The organism is Paraburkholderia sp. BR14312 (genome assembly GCF_040948675.1).
Taxonomy (GTDB): Bacteria; Pseudomonadota; Gammaproteobacteria; order Burkholderiales; family Burkholderiaceae; genus Paraburkholderia; species Paraburkholderia nodosa_A.
In genome coordinates this window covers 129613-146214 of the sequence record NZ_JBFPKI010000009.1, presented here as the reverse complement: position 1 = coordinate 146214, position 16602 = coordinate 129613, and the positions used below count along the sequence as shown (strand labels likewise).

The 16602-nt window shown below is 58.8% G+C and carries 15 protein-coding genes and 3 pseudogenes; 7 read left to right on the top strand and 11 right to left on the bottom strand.

The genetic code is table 11. The annotated features are described in order from the left end of the window. Nucleotides 1-28: 28 nt before the first annotated feature. A pseudogene (locus AB3X98_RS25095) lies at nt 29-202 on the bottom strand (encapsulin); the annotation flags it as partial. Between the two features lie 647 nt (nt 203-849). Here AB3X98_RS25095 and AB3X98_RS25090 point away from each other — a divergent pair. Together AB3X98_RS25090 and AB3X98_RS25085 are read left to right on the top strand one after the other, a co-directional pair. Continuing rightward, on the top strand, nt 850-1308 hold the full coding sequence (locus AB3X98_RS25090; protein ID WP_218108667.1) for a hypothetical protein: 459 nt from the start codon (nt 850-852) through the stop codon (nt 1306-1308). A gap of 34 nt (nt 1309-1342) precedes the next feature. After that, the gene (locus AB3X98_RS25085) at nt 1343-1675 is read left to right on the top strand and encodes a DUF6566 family protein (protein WP_069266285.1); all 333 of its coding nucleotides are present in this window, start codon (nt 1343-1345) and stop codon (nt 1673-1675) included. 214 nt (nt 1676-1889) lie between these two features. Here AB3X98_RS25085 and AB3X98_RS25080 read toward each other — a convergent pair whose 3' ends face one another. Continuing rightward, nucleotides 1890-2411, bottom strand: coding sequence for a DUF1269 domain-containing protein (locus AB3X98_RS25080; RefSeq protein ID WP_368602996.1), 522 nt, complete (start codon nt 2409-2411; stop codon nt 1890-1892). Between the two features lie 14 nt (nt 2412-2425). Then, nucleotides 2426-3325 carry a LysR family transcriptional regulator gene (locus AB3X98_RS25075; RefSeq protein ID WP_368602997.1) on the bottom strand — a complete coding sequence of 300 codons (900 nt, stop codon included), beginning with the start codon at nt 3323-3325 and terminating at the stop codon, nt 2426-2428. 262 nt (nt 3326-3587) lie between these two features. Here AB3X98_RS25075 and AB3X98_RS25070 point away from each other — a divergent pair, with 262 nt between their 5' ends. Next, on the top strand, nt 3588-3824 hold the full coding sequence (locus tag AB3X98_RS25070; RefSeq protein WP_368602998.1) for a hypothetical protein: 237 nt from the start codon (nt 3588-3590) through the stop codon (nt 3822-3824). A gap of 232 nt (nt 3825-4056) precedes the next feature. On the opposite strand, the gene AB3X98_RS25065 is transcribed toward AB3X98_RS25070, so the two are convergent. From AB3X98_RS25065 to AB3X98_RS25045, 5 genes and pseudogenes are all read right to left on the bottom strand, one after another. Beyond that, nucleotides 4057-4968 (bottom strand): bestrophin family protein, encoded by a 912-nt coding sequence (locus AB3X98_RS25065; RefSeq protein ID WP_368602999.1) that lies wholly within the window; start codon nt 4966-4968, stop codon nt 4057-4059. 133 nt (nt 4969-5101) lie between these two features. Then, nucleotides 5102-6109 (bottom strand): cytochrome d ubiquinol oxidase subunit II, encoded by a 1008-nt coding sequence (cydB, locus tag AB3X98_RS25060; protein WP_342946406.1) that lies wholly within the window; start codon nt 6107-6109, stop codon nt 5102-5104. Nucleotides 6110-6113: 4 nt separating this feature from the next. After that, nucleotides 6114-7502 carry a cytochrome ubiquinol oxidase subunit I gene (locus tag AB3X98_RS25055; protein WP_368603000.1) on the bottom strand — a complete coding sequence of 463 codons (1389 nt, stop codon included), beginning with the start codon at nt 7500-7502 and terminating at the stop codon, nt 6114-6116. A gap of 99 nt (nt 7503-7601) precedes the next feature. Then, the gene (locus tag AB3X98_RS25050; RefSeq protein WP_368603001.1) at nt 7602-9878 is read right to left on the bottom strand and encodes an FdhF/YdeP family oxidoreductase; all 2277 of its coding nucleotides are present in this window, start codon (nt 9876-9878) and stop codon (nt 7602-7604) included. 334 nt (nt 9879-10212) lie between these two features. Next, nucleotides 10213-10338 (bottom strand): annotated as a pseudogene (locus AB3X98_RS25045) (cytochrome BD ubiquinol oxidase subunit II); the annotation flags it as partial. Between the two features lie 320 nt (nt 10339-10658). Here AB3X98_RS25045 and AB3X98_RS25040 point away from each other — a divergent pair. The 4 genes and pseudogenes from AB3X98_RS25040 (at nt 10659) to AB3X98_RS25025 (ending at nt 14102) form a co-directional block, all read left to right on the top strand. Beyond that, the gene (locus tag AB3X98_RS25040) at nt 10659-12083 is read left to right on the top strand and encodes a PLP-dependent aminotransferase family protein (RefSeq protein WP_368603002.1); all 1425 of its coding nucleotides are present in this window, start codon (nt 10659-10661) and stop codon (nt 12081-12083) included. Nucleotides 12084-12633: 550 nt separating this feature from the next. Then, nucleotides 12634-12917 (top strand): annotated as a pseudogene (locus AB3X98_RS25035) (methyl-accepting chemotaxis protein); the annotation flags it as partial. Between the two features lie 131 nt (nt 12918-13048). Continuing rightward, nucleotides 13049-13690 (top strand): MarC family protein, encoded by a 642-nt coding sequence (locus AB3X98_RS25030; protein ID WP_069266293.1) that lies wholly within the window; start codon nt 13049-13051, stop codon nt 13688-13690. Between the two features lie 37 nt (nt 13691-13727). Next, nucleotides 13728-14102, top strand: coding sequence for a TraR/DksA family transcriptional regulator (locus tag AB3X98_RS25025; protein WP_368603003.1), 375 nt, complete (start codon nt 13728-13730; stop codon nt 14100-14102). Between the two features lie 49 nt (nt 14103-14151). Here the strand turns inward: AB3X98_RS25025 and AB3X98_RS25020 are convergent, their stop codons facing one another. From AB3X98_RS25020 to AB3X98_RS25010, 3 genes are all read right to left on the bottom strand, one after another. After that, nucleotides 14152-15120 (bottom strand): Dyp-type peroxidase, encoded by a 969-nt coding sequence (locus tag AB3X98_RS25020; protein ID WP_368603061.1) that lies wholly within the window; start codon nt 15118-15120, stop codon nt 14152-14154. Nucleotides 15121-15439: 319 nt separating this feature from the next. Then, nucleotides 15440-15976: a phosphoglycerate mutase family protein gene (locus AB3X98_RS25015; RefSeq protein WP_368610337.1), complete on the bottom strand. Its 537-nt coding sequence runs from the start codon at nt 15974-15976 to the stop codon at nt 15440-15442. 403 nt (nt 15977-16379) lie between these two features. Next, nucleotides 16380-16544, bottom strand: a complete 165-nt coding sequence (locus AB3X98_RS25010) for a helix-turn-helix domain-containing protein (RefSeq protein ID WP_342946400.1) — start codon at nt 16542-16544, stop codon at nt 16380-16382. Nucleotides 16545-16602: the final 58 nt, after the last annotated feature.

Sequence of the window (16602 nt, the reverse complement as noted above, 5' to 3'; positions counted from 1 at the left end):
TTAACCGTTGGGGGTTAACCTGAAGAAGTCAGCGGGCGCCGTCCGTTGCCTGTGAAAGGGCAACCGGCACCGACGCTTCGCTTGTTGGCATCAAGAAAGTGAACGTTTCACGCAGATACAGCCTGACCGTAGTGTCGGTGTGGCCAAGATAGCCGATGGAAAGCTCCTCGCCGAAATGGAGCTCGTAGTCGCCCCCGCGTGTATCATGGCGCGCGCGTTCCAGGTGCGAGAGCCGGGGTCGCTGTTCACGACCGTGGTGGCGTCGCCGCGGTTGTCGGGCAAGTGTGCGGCCAACTCGAAGCGCAGGTCGATCGTCGCCGCAATAAAGTTCGCGAAGGCGCCGACGGAACGCATCACGGCTTGCGGCTCGGTACCTGGCCTCTTCATCGGGAGACTCCTGAATAACGATGTGTGATATCCACGCAGTCAATACGTTGAATCACACTGTTTCAGTCCGGCGAGAAGCCGCCTTTCAATACACCGTGGACTATCCGGAAGACCGCGCCCGGGGTTGGGGGAAATCGCGGCGAAACCAAAAAGGGACAATTTGACGATTGAATTCTATTGTCGGATTCAGCGGAAGTGAACATCTCGCCGTCCGATACTTTATATCGGCGAATTCATGACCGAGCCAATTCACGATATCAGCTATCGGGTTCAGGAGAGGAACCCGACAATTTTGCGTGGTGAATTTCGATGTACGATTTGTCCAATGCGGCGATAAATGCATTGCATTGCTCACACGAAATGCATGAGGCGCCCGTTCGGCCCCGACCTGATCACGGGGTCTTGATTTTTGGTTTCGTCAGCTGCCGCCGGTCCGGTAGCGCTTTCCAACGGGGTTCAGTGATGAAATTCGATAACGAGGCGAGCGCGCGTGTGGATGCGCCCAAAAAAGCCGGGCCGCACCTGACCACGCACGAACATGTGGGGCTGAACGGCAAGATTGCGGTCGCCATTACCAATGTGGTGGGGACAATGTGGTGCGCTTATGTCTTTGCGGCGATTGCACTTGTGAGCTTACCCTCGGCAATCCAAAGCGGCATTTCAGCGCTCGTTGCGTGGATCGCCCAGACCTTTTTGCAGCTCGTACTGCTTTCGGTAATCATGGTCGGCCAGAAGGTGGCAGCAGCGGCATCCGACAAGCAGGCATTGCAAACCTACAAGGACGCCGAGGCACTCCTGAAACTGCAGGACGAAATGCGCAGCCTCATTGAAGTTAACAATACGCTAACGGAAGCAATTCATCGCGCAGTGCAGGAGATGAGAACCTCGACGACCGGACGGCCGGCCGCGCCGGCGGATTGACGACCAGCAGCCTGCGTAATCACGGAGACCCCGGATGGTGCCAACCGGGAATGTGACGTACAACGGGTTTGTGATAACGACACGATCCCGCAACAACGAGCGCGGTGGCTGGATCGCGCACGTGGAGATTCGTCGCGACGGCCGTTTGTTTGTTTGCAGCCCTGACACCGTCCAGCCGGAATGGTTGACGGAGACGGAGGCCAATCGGGATGGCCTCGAGCGAGGCTGCAAATTCATCGACCGCATAAAGAACGACCGCCAGGATCGCTCGTGGGTCGCCGTTCGCGAGCACGCGGAGCGCTGGTTCTTCAGACTCGAAACCTCGCAGGAAGCGCAGCAGATCGTCCGCGATCTCGATGCGCATTGAGGGGACCCGCTAGCGCAGTCGAACCACGCCATGCACCGTGGCCGTACCGCGCCGCATCAACTGTCGTCGACATTGTTGGCGTAGTGATCGATTGCAACCTTGCACTCGTCTACGATGACCCGAAGCTGGTCCGGCGTTGGCGACTCATATCGGTCGACCCTTTCCCGGGATGGTGAAGCTGTGCCGCGTGCGAATCAGGCTGCAACGCAACGCCTTACCACGATAGAGATTGTGTGAAGATTTTGCCGCCATAACCGCGCACGACGTCCTCCACTTCATTGTCAGGCGGATTCCTGGTTTCGAGAATGAGCGCGAAGGTCCCCGGACGGAGTTCGAGTTCAATCGCGCCCGTTAGCTTCTTGTCCAGAACGTGCTCCAGCGCCCGACCCGCGAACCCGGCACCCGCGCCTGCGACAGCGCCCGCGATTGCGCCGGGCGGCCCACCCAACAGACCGATCAGCGCACCGCTTACTGCGCCGATCACGACGCCCCAGTGCGGCTCGCTGTATTGCGTCAGCACGTGCAGCTTGCCGTCCGCAGTCTTTTCGACCATCACGCCGCTTTCAATCTTGAAGTCATCGTCCTCTTCGAAATTGTGCAGATCGCGCGAAGCTCTTTGAGCGACATCCAGATTGCCAAACGTTGCCACGATCAGTTTCTGAGTCATGCCCTCTCCTGTGATCATCATCCGGGACTCTTCAAGATAGTCAATCGGGATGCTCGCGTCATTGAACATTATTCCGATATTAACTATTGGTTCAACGCCTCCGAGATGTAGCTTCTGAGCGTGTCGACGACTTTACGGACCCGCAGGGCAATTGGACGCTGCGGCTGGATAAGCAGGTTCAGGGCAAGCGCGGGCACTTCATATTGGGGAAGCACCCGCACCAGTTCGCCGGTCGCGAGGGCGTCCTTCACGGCCGGCGCTTCGAGCACACCGAGCCCGAGTCCAGCCAAGACCAGTTCATACATCGGACGCCAATGCGTCGTCTTGATGATCGTCTGAACCGGCACGGAATCGATGAGCGAGCCGTCCCGGCAGATGGGTAGCAGGTCCGCATCGAAAGCACCCTTCACGCGGATCAGATTGTGTTGCGAGACATCCGCCAGGTCGTCGATCGCGTCGCTGCGGCTCAGATAATCCGGCGAAGCAACGAGCACGCGTTCGATGTCCCCAAGCGGCCACGCGATATACGCACCGTCGCCTAGCTGTCCGAGACGAAACGAGATATCGACGCCCTCGGTGACAAGATCGGTGACCTTGTCGTTGAGCACGAGCTCGATGTCGATGCGCGGATAGCTTTCACGGATACGCTTGACGCCCTCCGGCAGAAGGGTTTCGCCGAAGCAATGCGGCGCTGCGATACGGATCGCGCCCTTCATTGCCTGTTCGTCGTTCGAGACTTCGGCCACGGCTTGCTCCACAGCGCCTAGAACAGCCTTGCTGCGTTCATGGAAGATGGTTCCCTCAGGTGTGCACTTGAAGGCGCGCGCGTTGCGCAGCAGCAGGCGGCATCCAAGGTACTTTTCGAGCCGCTCGATGCGCTCGCTGACGGCCGGCTGGCCGATGTCCAGATCTCTCGCTGCGCCCGAGATGCTGCCTCTTTCCACGACTCTGACGTAAATCCGCATAGCCTCCAGCAGATTCACATTACGTTCCCTGCCGTGGCCGGGGATATTCGCGGTGCGTCCTTCCGTAAGTGGCGTTGACATACGATTCCTCTCATTTCTTTAACTCCAATTCTTGCGTCGCATCCAGAAGAGGCGACGTGGCGATGGAACAAGAGTAAGAGGGGGGACTCATGCGTGGAACGCACAAATCGCACTCACTGAGTAGAGTACAGTTTGGATGCACGAGCGCCGGGTGAAGAGCGTAGATAACAGTTGGAGCCCTGGCCAGCCCTGAACTGTTATGGAAACTGGATCGCCCAGTGCCGGGAGCGCTGGCGCAAGCTGGCTGCACAGTGCCACGGCTGCGGACGCGCTCGCGTTGCGCTTTCTGCCGCTCACGCCGGCGCTTACGTCGATCGCGTACCACGTGGAAAATGAATTTGGAGTCCTGATTTTCAGCGAACCCGATCTCGATGCAAGCGTGAAAGACTTCTTCTGCAGCGCGATATGGCGGTTCATCGTCAAGCAGCGCACGTAGCGCATGGCCCGTCAACCCGGCGCTCGCCCCCATAGCAAAGCCAATAATCGAGCCGACCGGCCCACCGAGCAGGCCGATGAGCGCCCCCGTCACCGCGCCGATCGTCGTGCCCCAGAAGGACCGCGTTTGCCGCTCAAGAACGGACAGCTTTCCGTCAGGGCTCTTCTCCACCACGCATGATCGAACCCGTACAGTTGCAGGGAGATCGGCTCAAATGAGCTTGCGTGTCCACTCAGGTAAGCTGATAGGGGCGAACGGGAGCAACCGGGTCGGGAACGGGACATCCACATAGCTCCAGAACGGAGCGTTCAATATTGCGCGACATCGCGTCGAGTGCGAGCGCATTGGGCGCGACGCTGAACGGATCGGCGACTTCACTGGCAATCGCTTCGAGCGCTATCAGCGTATAGGCAATGAAAACGCACAGCAGCGGCGTAAAAAATTCCGTGGAATCCACGAGCCCGAACGGCAGTAAAACACAGTAGGCATAGACGGTTCGATGCAACAACACGTTATAAGCAAACGGAATCGGCGTTGCGGCGATACGCTCGCAGCCGCCCAATGCCTTGCCCAGTTCGTCGATCTGTGCGTCGAGCATCCACAGCTTCGTGTCGGGCGTGTGAAGGCGATGCTTCGGGAGCGAGAGCTCGCGCCGTATTTCGTTGAGAATGTACATCGGTTGATAGATCTGGCCGCCTACGATCTCGGCCTGCTCGCGGCCGAGGAGCCGCTGAAAATCCACCGTGGGATCGGTGCCGCGCAGTTCGTGCTTGAGGGCGTAAATGAATCCGACAATCAGCTGGGCGATGCGCAAGGTGTCTGCGCGCTCCGGAATGTAACAAAGCATCTGCGAAGTGAGCGTGCGTGATGCGATCAGAAAAACACCCCAGAGATGCCGCGCTTCGTTGAAGCGCTCATAACTCGCATTGTTTCGAAACGCGAGGAAGATAGCCAGTGCGACGCCGAACAGGGTGAAGGGCGCGGTGTTGAGCGGGATCTTTTCTCCAAATACGCGCCCGTGCGTGAAGACCGCCAGTGTACTCACCACCGCCATGAAGCACAGTTGTGGGATGATGGATGACAGAACCGAGCCGTTCCAGACGAACAGCAACCGGAACCAGTTTTCTCGGGGCCGGACGATCATGATGGACTTTTATTATCTGGAATAAGGAAATACGTTCGCCTGGCCTTAAGGCATGCGTGATCCATTCAGGTTTCCTCGCTGGCGCGCGCCGTAGTTATTCGGAGCTTGCGCGCGCCGCGAGGAATCATGTGCTTCAGTGATAGCCGTGGTCTCCTTCACGCACCTTGCCGCGGAAAACGCGATATTGCATCGCGTTGTAGACGAGAATGATCGGCAGCACGATGATTGTGCCGACGAGGGCGAACAGCTGGCTCGAGTGGCTCGACGACGCGTCCCAGATTGTGAGCGAGGGCGGAATGATGTACGGCCAGATGCTGATAATAATGCCGGTATAACCGAGGAAGCAGATTGCCAGTGAGAGCAGGAAGGGGGTCGACTCGTGGCTCTGGTTAAGCGCGCGGTAGATGCCCACGACGCACAGCACAACCAGGATCGGCACCGGCAGGAACCAGCCGAGATTGCCGCTGAAAAACCATCGCTGTCTCACGGCGGGCAGGCCTAGCACCGTCCAGAGGCTGACGATGGCAATCGCGAGGAGCAGAACCGCGAGCAGCGGGCGCATCACCACGCGCATCTTGCGCTGAAGTTCGCCGTCGGTCTTCAGGATCAGCCAGCCGCAGCCGAGCGTCGCATACGTGAGCAACACGCCGAAACCGCAGAAAACGCTAAACGGCGAGAACCAGTCGAACGGGTCGCCCGCGAACTTGTCGTCGACGATCTTGATCCCCTGCAACAGCGATCCGAGCGTGATACCCTGGCACATTGCCGCGAGCGCCGAACCGCCGATGAACGCGAGATCCCATGCATGTTGCGTGCGCGTGGCTTTTGCGCGCAACTCGAACGCCGCGCCACGGAAAATCAGGCCGACCACCATAAGAATCAGCGGCATGTAGTTGGCGGGCAGCAGCGTTGAATAGGCGATCGGGAACGCGCCGTAGAGGCCGGCGCCACCGAGCACGAGGAACGTTTCGTTGCCATCCCATACCGGCGCGACGGTATTGAGCATCACCTCGCGTTCGGCTTTCCCTTCGAAGAACGGAAACAGCAGCCCGATGCCCAGATCGAAGCCGTCGAGCATCACGTAGATGAAAACGCCGAGTCCGATGATGATTGCCCAGATCACAGGAAGATCGATTTGCATGGCCTCATTCCCCCACCACAGCGTCGAGTGCGCGATTGTGCAGTCCCGGATACTTGAGCGATTCGATGCTTTCCACTCCGGTGGCCGGACCTTTTTTCATCATCTTGAGCATGTAATAGACGCCCGTTCCGAACACGAGAAAATAGACAATCACGAAGATCAGCAGCGAAACACCCGCCTGCTGCGCGCCAATGGGCGACATGGAGTCGACGGTACGCACGATGCCGTACACGGTCCACGGCTGCCTGCCCACTTCAGTCGTAATCCAGCCCGCCAGTAGTGCCAGAATGCCGGATGGGCCCATGCACAATACGAACCACTGGAACCAGCGCGCTTCATAAAGGCGGCCGCCGCGACGAAGCAAAAGTGCGACCACGGCGGTGAGCAACATCAGCATGCCGAGTCCGGCCATGATGCGGAACGTCCAGAAGATAATTGGCGAAAACGGGCGATCCTCCGGCGGAAACTCCTTGAGTCCGCGAATTTCGCCGTTCCAGCTGTGGGTGAGAATCAGGCTGCCGAGATGCGGGATGCGGATCGCGTAACGCGTCACTTCCGCGTTCATGTCGGGAAAGCCGATTAAATTGAGCGCGGTGCCGCCGTGCTCGGTTTCCCAGAGCCCTTCAATTGCGGCGATCTTCGCCGGCTGATGCTCCCGGGTATTGAGGCCGTGCGCGTCGCCGACCAGAATCTGAATGGGCGCGAGAAAGAGCAATATCCACAGCGCCATCGAGAAACTGCGCTTCACCGGCACGTCGCGCCGCCCCTGAAGCAAATGCCACGCGCCGCAGGCGGCCACGATAAAGCCGGCAACGATAAAGGCTGCGATGGTCATATGCGCCAGACGGAACGGGAACGAAGGATTGAAGATCACCTTCCACCAGTCCACCGGCACGATGCGGCCATTCTGAATCGCGTAGCCTTGCGGTGTTTGCATGAAGCTGTTTGACGAGAGAATCCAGAATGTCGAAATGAGCGTGCCGATCGCGACCATGAGCGTGGCGAAGAAATGCGCTTTCGGACTCACGCGATTCCAGCCGAACAGCATGACGCCGAGAAAACCCGCCTCGAGAAAGAATGCGGTCAGGACTTCATAGGTGAGCAGTGGACCCGTGATATTGCCCGCAATCGTCGAGAACCCACTCCAGTTCGTCCCGAACTCGTAAGCCATCACGACGCCCGAGACCACGCCCATGCCGAACCCCACCGCGAAAATCTTCGACCAGAAGCGGTACATGTCCTTATAGGCCGCATCGCCCGTGAGCAGGAGGCGCCATTCGAGCACGGCGAGAAAGCTTGCCATGCCTATGCTGATCGCCGGAAATACGATGTGAAACGAGACGGTGAATGCGAACTGCAGCCTGGCGAGATGAAATGCGTCGAAGATGTCCATGATTCTTCTGAGCTCCTGGTGACGACTGCATTTGCCTGCCAAGGACAGGCCGGCCGCGGGAAGCCGGGCACCCGGCCGGACTACCGGAATACCATGAGACTAGTTTCCCGCCGCGCGCACGACATGCACGGGCACTGACTTGTACGAAGGCGTTCCGCTTTCCTTGTCGATATAGTCCAGTGGGACAAGCACGTTGGCTTCCGGGTAATAGGCCGCCACGGAACCGCGTGCGATGCTGTACACAATGGCCGTGATGTTCTTGAGCCGCAGCTTGCGGCCCGAGGTGACCGTTTCGATGTCGACAAGATCGCCGTGTTCGATGCCGTACGCGGCCATGTCGTCCGCGTTCATGAAGAGCACGTCGCGCCGTCCAAACACGCCGCGGTAGCGGTCGTCCATTGCGTAAATCGTCGTGTTGTACTGGTCATGACTGCGGATCGTGATGAGCCGCAGCACGTTTTCCGCACCCAGCACGTCAGCGTCTTCCTTCACGCCGCCATAGACGGAGAACTCGGCCTTGCCCGATGGCGTGTGCCACTGCCGTTCGGTTGGCGGAAGCGGCAGGCGGAATCCGCCCGGTACGCGAATGCGCCGGTTGAAGTCCTCGAAGCCGGGTACGGTCTGCTCGATCAGATCGCGAATCTTGTCATAGTCGGCGATCAGGTCCATCCACGCCACTTTGGTGGCGGGCAGCGTGGCGCGCGCCATGCCGGCAACAATCGCGGGTTCGGAGCGCAACTGTTCGGAAGCGGGCGTGAGCTTGCCGGCCGATGCATGAACCATGGACATCGAATCTTCCACCGTGATGGATTGACGCCCGGTACCCTGCATGTCGAGTTCCGTGCGGCCGAGGCACGGGAATAGATAGGTTTCCTTCGAAACGAGCAGATGGGTTCGATTGAGCTTCGTGCCGATGTGCACGCCCAGGTCGAGTGCAGCCATCGCGGGAAACGACTGTTCGGAGTCGGGTAGCGCAACGGCGAAATTGCCTCCCAGGCAGAGCAGCGCCTTGGCCTTGCCGTCGATCATGGCTTGCATGGCTTGCACCGCGTCGTGACCGTGCGCTTCGGGCGGCGTGAATCCGCAGGCCTTCTCGATCAGCCCGAGAAACGCTTTCGACGGCTTTTCGGTGATGCCGACCGTGCGGTTGCCTTGCACATTCGAGTGGCCGCGCAGCGGACAGATGCCGGCGCCGGGCTTGCCGAAATTGCCGCGCAGCAACAGCAGATCGGCGATCAAGCGCACGTTGGCGGTGCCTTTATTGTGCTGCGTGACGCCCATGCCGTACGTGACGATCGTCGCGTTCGATTTGGCGTAGGCGATCGCCACATGTTCGAGGTCGGGCCGCGTAAGGCCACTGGCTTTCTCGATGTCTTCCCACGAAGTGGCTTCGAGGTCCGCCGCGAAGGCGTCGAAGCCTTCGGTGTGCTGAGCGATGAACGCCTTGTCGAGTATGTCGCCTTGCTCCGACTCCATCTGCAGCAGCGCTTTCATGACGCCCTTGAGCGCGGCCGCGTCGCCGCCGGCGTCCAGCTGAAAGTAGGTCGACGCGATGCGGGTCGAGCCGAACGTCGCCATTTCAATCATGCTTTGCGGATCGGCAAAGCGTTCGAGCGCGCGCTCGCGCAGCGGATTGAAGACGATGATCGGCACGTTTCGCCGCGCAGCTTCGTGCAGCGTGCCCATCATGCGCGGATGGTTCGTGCCCGGGTTGTGACCGATGGAAAGAATGAGTTCGGTCGAATCGAAATCTTCGAGCGAGACAGTGCCTTTGCCGATCCCGATCGATTGCGGCAGACCAACGCTGGTCGGCTCGTGGCACATGTTCGAGCAATCGGGGAAATTGTTCGTTCCGTACTCGCGTGCGAATAGTTGATACAGAAACGCCGCCTCGTTGGATGCGCGTCCGGACGTATAGAACTCGACCTGGTCCGGCGTAAGCGAGCGCAGGATCTCACCGATGCGCGCGAATGCGTCTTCCCAGTCGACGGGCTGAAACTTGTCGGTGGCGCGGTCGTATACAAGAGGATGTGTGAGCCGCCCCATGTCTTCGAGCTCATAGTCCGTTTTCTGCAGCAGCGAGCTGACTGTGTTCGCAGCGAAGAATTCCGGCGTCACCCGCTTCGTGGTGGCTTCCCAGGTCACCGCCTTTGCACCGTTCTCGCAGAACTGGAACGTGGACCGGTGTTCCTTGTCCGGCCACGCACAGCCGGGGCAATCGAAACCATCGGGTTGATTGGTCCGCATCAGCGTAATGGGCGCCTCGATGCTTTCCATTTGATCGTGAATCGCCTGCGCGGTTGCTTTGAGCGCGCCCCAGCCGCCGGCGGGGCCGGTGTAGGGATGGACGCCGGGCACATCACGTAGTTTCGTCATGGGAAACTCCATTGGGTTTTCTACGCACGCTGCGAAAAGCCGGGACAATGCCATACCGGGACCGCACAAGTCCGCGGATGATATCCGGCGTGCCACGCTTGATTCTAGGCAATCCCGAATTCGGAACAAGAATTAACTTATTAACTTCGACTTTTTATTTTATCGTTGTGTATATTCGAATATCTCGATCTCCATTGCTCTGGACAGACACCCTCACATGACGATCGTCCGAACAAAAATGAGGTGGAGCTAAAATTCTCCACCTCATTCTAGGGATGCAGCGCGTTGTCGTGAACTGCCGCCTAACCGATATTAGCTATCGGGAGCGCAGGCGTTAGTGCTTGACCGGTACCACCTTGCCTCGGAACAGATAGAGGTTGTACCCGATCATGACCGGAAACACGATACCAATGCCGAACAGCATAGGCGTAAGGGGGGTGCTGTCCGAGGCGGCGGCCACGGGCGTGAATATGGCGACGATTGCCGATGCCGACTGTTGTCGGCAGGCCGCGGCTCGTGGCCTCTTGGCGCATGTTCGAGCAGTCGGGGAAATTGTTGGTGCCGTACATGCGTACGAACAACTGATAGAGGAACGCAGCTTCGTTGCTTGCGCGGCCCGATGTGCCCATGAGGGTGTGCGCGGTATCTGGATAGGCGCAAGCGTAGAAGTTAAGAGGGGCTTGCATGACGAAGCGAATCCACCTGGAACATGGAGTACAGTTTCGTCCTCCGCAGTACACTGTATGAACTGTGCTGTGAGAGATTGTCGGGGAGACCACAGTGAAACTCTATGAAAAACTCGCGGACGATATCGAGACGCTGATTCGCAAGGGCGTCTACCGCCCCGGCGACCGCGTGCCGTCGGTTCGCCAGGCGAGCCAGCAGCACCGCATCAGCATTACCACCGTGATACGCGCCTATCTGCTGCTGGAAAGCCGCGGCGTGCTGGAGAGCCGCCCGCAGTCCGGGTACTTTGTGAGCACGCGCGTGGGCGAAGGACGCACGCATTCGGACGAATTGCGCACGAGCCGGCCGATTGCGGTGTCGGCGACGGTCGATGTGAGCCGCCTCGTGCTGTCCACGCTGCGCTCCATCGGCGCCGACGACGCTGTGCCGCTCGGTTCGCCGTATCCGGACCCGCAGCTTTTTCCCTATGAAAAGCTCAACCGCTACGCGTCGGCCGCGGGACGCAGGAAGTCACTATGGGGCGTGACCAACGCGCTGCCGCCGGGCACACCGGAACTGGTCCGGCAAATTGCCCGGCGGTACCTCGAAAACGGCATGGCCGTGGACCCCAACGAGATCATCGTGACGGTGGGGGCGACGGAGGCCATCAATCTGTGTCTGCAGGCGGTCGCCAAACCGGGCGACGTGATCGCCGTGGAATCGCCCACGTTCTACGCCATGCTTCACGCCATCGAGCGCTCGGGCATGAAGGCGATCGAGGTGGCAACGCACCCCGAGTACGGCATCGAAATAGAGGCGCTGGAGAAGATCATTGAATCAGGGCCGATTGCCGCCTGCATGGTAATGCCGAATTTCCAGAATCCGCTCGGGTTTCAGATGCCTGACGAGCGCAAGCGCGAACTTGTCGCCCTGCTTGCGAAGGCGGGGATACCGGTGATCGAAAATGGTGTGTACAACGAACTGTATTTCGGCGATTCGCATCCCACCACGCTCAAGTCGTATGACAAAAAGAACATGGTGCTTCACTGTGGGTCATTTTCGAAGAGTCTGACAGCGGCGTATCGCATCGGCTGGGCTTTACCCGGCCGTTATCGCGACGAAGTCGAAAAGCTGAAGTTTCTCAATACGCTGACGACTTCGGTGATTCCCCAACTCGCGATCGCCGAATATCTCGAACGGGATGGTTACGAGCATCACTTGAGGCGCATCCGCAAAAACTACGCGCAACAGGCCAATCTGATGAAGTCGATGGTCGCGCGCTTTTTTCCGGCGGGCACGCGCACGTCGAGTCCGACGGGTGGATACGTGTTATGGATCGAATTGCCGGCGAAGGTGGATTCGATGAAGCTCTACCAGCTCGCCCTGGCGCGGGGAATCACGATCGGACCGGGCCATATGTTTTCCGTCTCGGACAACTATCGCAACTATATCCGGCTCAATTACAGCACGCCGTGGTCGCCGGAAATCGAGCAGGCGGTCATCACGGTCGGCAAACTCGCAGCGTCGTGCGCGCGATAGGGAAAGCGTGCTGCTCAGGTAAGCCAGCAACCAAAGTCATAATATCGGACGAGTTCGCGCGGTCGTACATTTGTACCGGGCCGTGATGTGCCGTCAACGTTTGGTCAACGGCATGCACCACGCAACTTGAATGTTATTTGTCGATCTGATGCGGCGCGGCGCGCAGTGGATTCCTGTGAAATAACCCTCTGCGTATTCCTACTTCTTCATCATGGCCATAACGAGAAAATGAAACGGTAGCGTGAGTAGAACGGTCGCGCCGAATCCGACGCACCAGAGAATGGCCATCCACTTCAGATCGTGCAGAAAACGGTGCCTTCGGCTCTTTCGCTCAAGCGCCACGATTGACTCCCGCTGGTCGTCAGGAAACTGATTATGGCACCGGCACGCGCGAGCAAGCAAGACGGATTGGTCCAGCAGGCCCGCGAACACCGGACTTACACGTGATGCCAAGTATCGGAAGAGATGAGGGAGATTTTATTTCGGGACTGGCATAGACTGTGCATGCTTCAATTAAGAACGTGGCAAATATCAAGCCAAAGATTGGTGCAAGATCATTCGCGAAATCGTTCACTCGGTGGGACGCGTCACTGAAATTATGAGCGAGATTTCGTCCGCTTCGCACGAGCAGAGTGCCGGGATCGAACAGGCGAATCAGGCGATAAACCAGATGGCCATGTCACGCAGTAGAACGCGGCCTTAGCCGAAGAGGCTGCTGCCGCGGCACAGACCATGGCGCAGCAGGCACAGGTACTGTGTACATGCGTTGCCATTTTCAAGCTCGATGGCGAGCCTGTGGGCCGACTCTCATCGAAGCCGTCGGTGGCCGCGTGATGATATGCTCGAAGCGGCGCACACAAGCCTGTCGCGAAGGCGGGCGGCCCGGGCTGGATTGAAGCGTCTGCTGCGTTCGTCGAACGGTACGCGTTGGAATCGTAGGGTGGACTGCGATCACGAGGTTGCTCATGGCCATCGACTTCACGTTTTCGATGAAGGTCTTCTCCTCGCTCTTTGCGATCATGAATCCCGTCGCGAACATCCCGGTTTTTCTTTCGCTAACCGAAGGGATGGCGGAAGGGAAGAAGCGGGCCGTTGCGGCCACAACCTTTATCGGCGTGACAATTGGCTGTGCCATCTCCGTCACGCTGGGCGAGACGATCCTCAACGTGTTTGGGGTCAGCATCGACGATTTCCGTCTCGCGGGAGGCTTGCTTGTATTGCTCATCGCGCTGGACATGGTACACGGCTCGCCCAGCGCGCAGCACACGCCGCAGCAACGCGAAGTGGGGGAGAGCGGCTATGATCAGGACGTGGCGATCTTCCCGCTGACGACGCCTCTTCTTGTCGGCCCCGGCACGATCGCCACGCTGGTCGTGTTCGGGCACGCCGCAGCCGCCAACGGAGAGATTGGGAGTCTCGCCATTGGGCTGGTCGTATTCCTCGCATTGCTGGCCGTTGCGTTGTTTTCCGCGCCGTATCTCGGGCGCTTTCTGTCTGCCAAGGTGACGGCAATCGCCAGACGTCTGATGGGTATGATACTGGCAGCCATCGCAGTCGAAATGATGGCCGCAAGTTTGACGACAATATTCAAGGGTTTGGTTCACTAGCTCGCAGTGTCATTGATGGGTCTTCGGGAGAATCGCTATGACTGGCCAGATATTGAGCGAAGCGTTCATCGAGAATCAGCGTCAGCGCTTGCTGGCGATGCAACGCGAGGTGCTCGGCGGTGAAGAAGGGACGATTTCGGCCGAGCGCAATCAGGAGGAGGCGTCCGGCGACGAGGCGAGGGAGTTCGAGGACGATGCCCAGAAGATGGAGCAGGATATCGCCAATCAGGCGCTGCGCAGCGTGAACGACCGCAGGATCGCCGACATCCAGCGTGCGCTTGAAAAGATCGCCGAAGGCACCTATGGGTATTCCGACAATAGCGGCGAACCTATTCCCATCGAGCGACTAAAGGTACTGCCCGAGGCAATCCTAACGGTACAGGAGGAAAGCGAGCGCGATGCCGGCCGCTGACTTCGCCCGCTTGTCACTTACTCCGCCACGCGACGGGAAGTAGCCGCGATCACCCTGCGATGCTGCTTAAAAATTGTCGCGCCGGCGCAAAGAACGTCACCCCCGTTACGGCCTTCGAGAAGTCCAGAATCCGGTCGTGGAGCGGTGGCGGATCACCGATAAACATTCGCTCGAGCATTTTTTCTATCACCCATAGATGGCGTGAATAGCCAATGAAATAGGTGCCGTACTCGTTACGCCCCGGCGCGGCGAACGGCATGTTGTCGCGGAGAATATCGTGTTCTCCGTCTGCATCTTCAATGGTGCAGAGCGTCTTGTGCGATTTCTGGCCCGTCGTCGCGTCCGCCAGCTCGACATTATCGAATTTTTTTCGACCTATGATGGCTTCTTGCGTCTCCACGCTTTGTGCTCGCCAGGCAGCCATGTCGTGCAGATACTTCTGGATCACGACATAACTGCCGCCGGCATATTCCGGGTCTTCCTCCGCGATTATTGTTGCGTCGGGCAGATCGAGACCATCGGGGTTCGCGGTGCCATCGACGAATTCCAGCAGATCGCGTCCGTCGAAATAACGGAATCCCGCCACGTCGTCAATGACTTCGACTGCGGTGCCGAAGGCTTCGAGGAGAATTCTTTCGAATTCGACGATGACGTCCGTCGATTCCGCGCGTACGTGATAAAGCAGATCGCCCGCGGTTGCGACGGCGGTGTGAGTCGCGCCCCGTACTTCCTGGAACGGTCTGAGCTCCTTCGGCAGCGGCTTCCCGGTGAGTGGCCCCCAGGCGCGATGTGAGATCCCTACGTTACAGCTAAAGTGGCCACCGCTGGCTCGAATCCGGACGTCTTTGACAAGATCGTCGGTGCTGGCGATGACGGATCGAGCGAGAGCGATCGACGCGTTGTCGTCCTTGACCACGAGTACGAGGAAAGCGGCGGCGGCCGAGCAGGGCGCATCGATCGCTTGCGGTTCGACCGCGAGTGCTTGTTGTTGCGCGGATGGGATCTGCGAAGTTGGCACGTTCAAGGGCCCTCCTGTGGTGAGGCGAAATGCCGGAACGCATCGGGACGATGTTCAGGGACGGCAGGTTTGTGGCATGAGCCGCTACACAATCACGATAACATCCATGCCGATTCTCCATTTTTTGGGCAGACATTGGGCGCCCGCTTTCTTCGCCGAAGTCAGGAAAAAACGGCAATAAACTTACGAATGACGGTCTCTTTCCGTCATATCTCTTGTAGTTTTGCGCGATCTGAAGTTGCGGCATGCTCCGATTCTTAATATCGGATGAAACCAATCTGAGGTAATGCGAGAACGGACCGAAACCAAAAAGTAATGCCTAGCGGATCGGCGCGGTCGAGTCGCCCGCAAGGAGCAATTGAGGGAGCTGCGAAAATGACCAGTTGTCCCCGGTGCGATCGAATATCCATACGACGTCGAAACGGTCATCGGGCCACGTTGCAGGGACGATGGGCGCGCGCGGCATGTGCCCGATGAGCGACGGCAGCACTTTGTGCTCCCATGCAATCAACACGACGCCCGCGCGAGTGAGTACGTCTGCCATTAGCGCTCGACCGTCGTCTTTCAGATAAGTCGTGACGTAGTCGACCTGCGATGTCTCACGCAGCAGCGAAACAAGGGGCGCCACAGTTTGCATCGACCGCTTGCTCTTGCTCGAAGGACCTGCACCCGCAGCGAATACGGTGGCTGGTTTGAGTTGCGCCGCATGCGCTTTCTCGATTGGGCAAAGGAATCGTGCCAGAGCGCCAGCACGCTGCCAACCGCGAACGCAAAGGCTCTCCGCGTCAGGCTTGCCGTCCGCTTCGATTCCCATACCTTCATTTGCGGCGGGTTTATCCGCGTGGCGGATAAACATGATTCTGTCGGGTCGCATGCTGCCTCCAGAGGGTACCGGTTAAAACACGGTCTACGATGTTATAACGAATGTCGAGTCGACTGGCTGATGCGGTTCGATACGGGGCACTGGCGGGTCGGGACTTGTGAGAAAAGCGATCGAAGAGCGGCGAGCGCCGAACAAATGGAGCGCAAGACGCGGCCGACTTCTGTCAGGACTACTCCGCGGATGCGCAATACCAGCGAGCACGCGTCCAACGACCGGGCTTGGCAACGCGAGACCGTATGCCGGGCGCGGATGCCGGAGCGCGCTGGGACTCCCTTTCATCGGGAGCAAGTAGAGAAGCGCGAAGAGCATGATCGCCGAGCCGACGAACGCCACCAGCAGCCAGCCGACGCTCCTCATTCGCGCATGCCCGCGCCTCTTAAGCCGTTGCGTGGATGATGTAGCCCGCGTTGCGCACCGTAACGACCATCGCCGAGAGCCGCCCGTTGAAGCTCAACTTGCGGCGCAGGTTGCTGATATGCATGTCGATTACGTTCGTCTGCAAGTGATAGTTCCAGACTGACTCGAGCAACATCGCGCTCATGTTCCCCTCATTCTCATTGGATAGATGTTATCGGTTTAAAAGTAGCAGTCCTGATTCA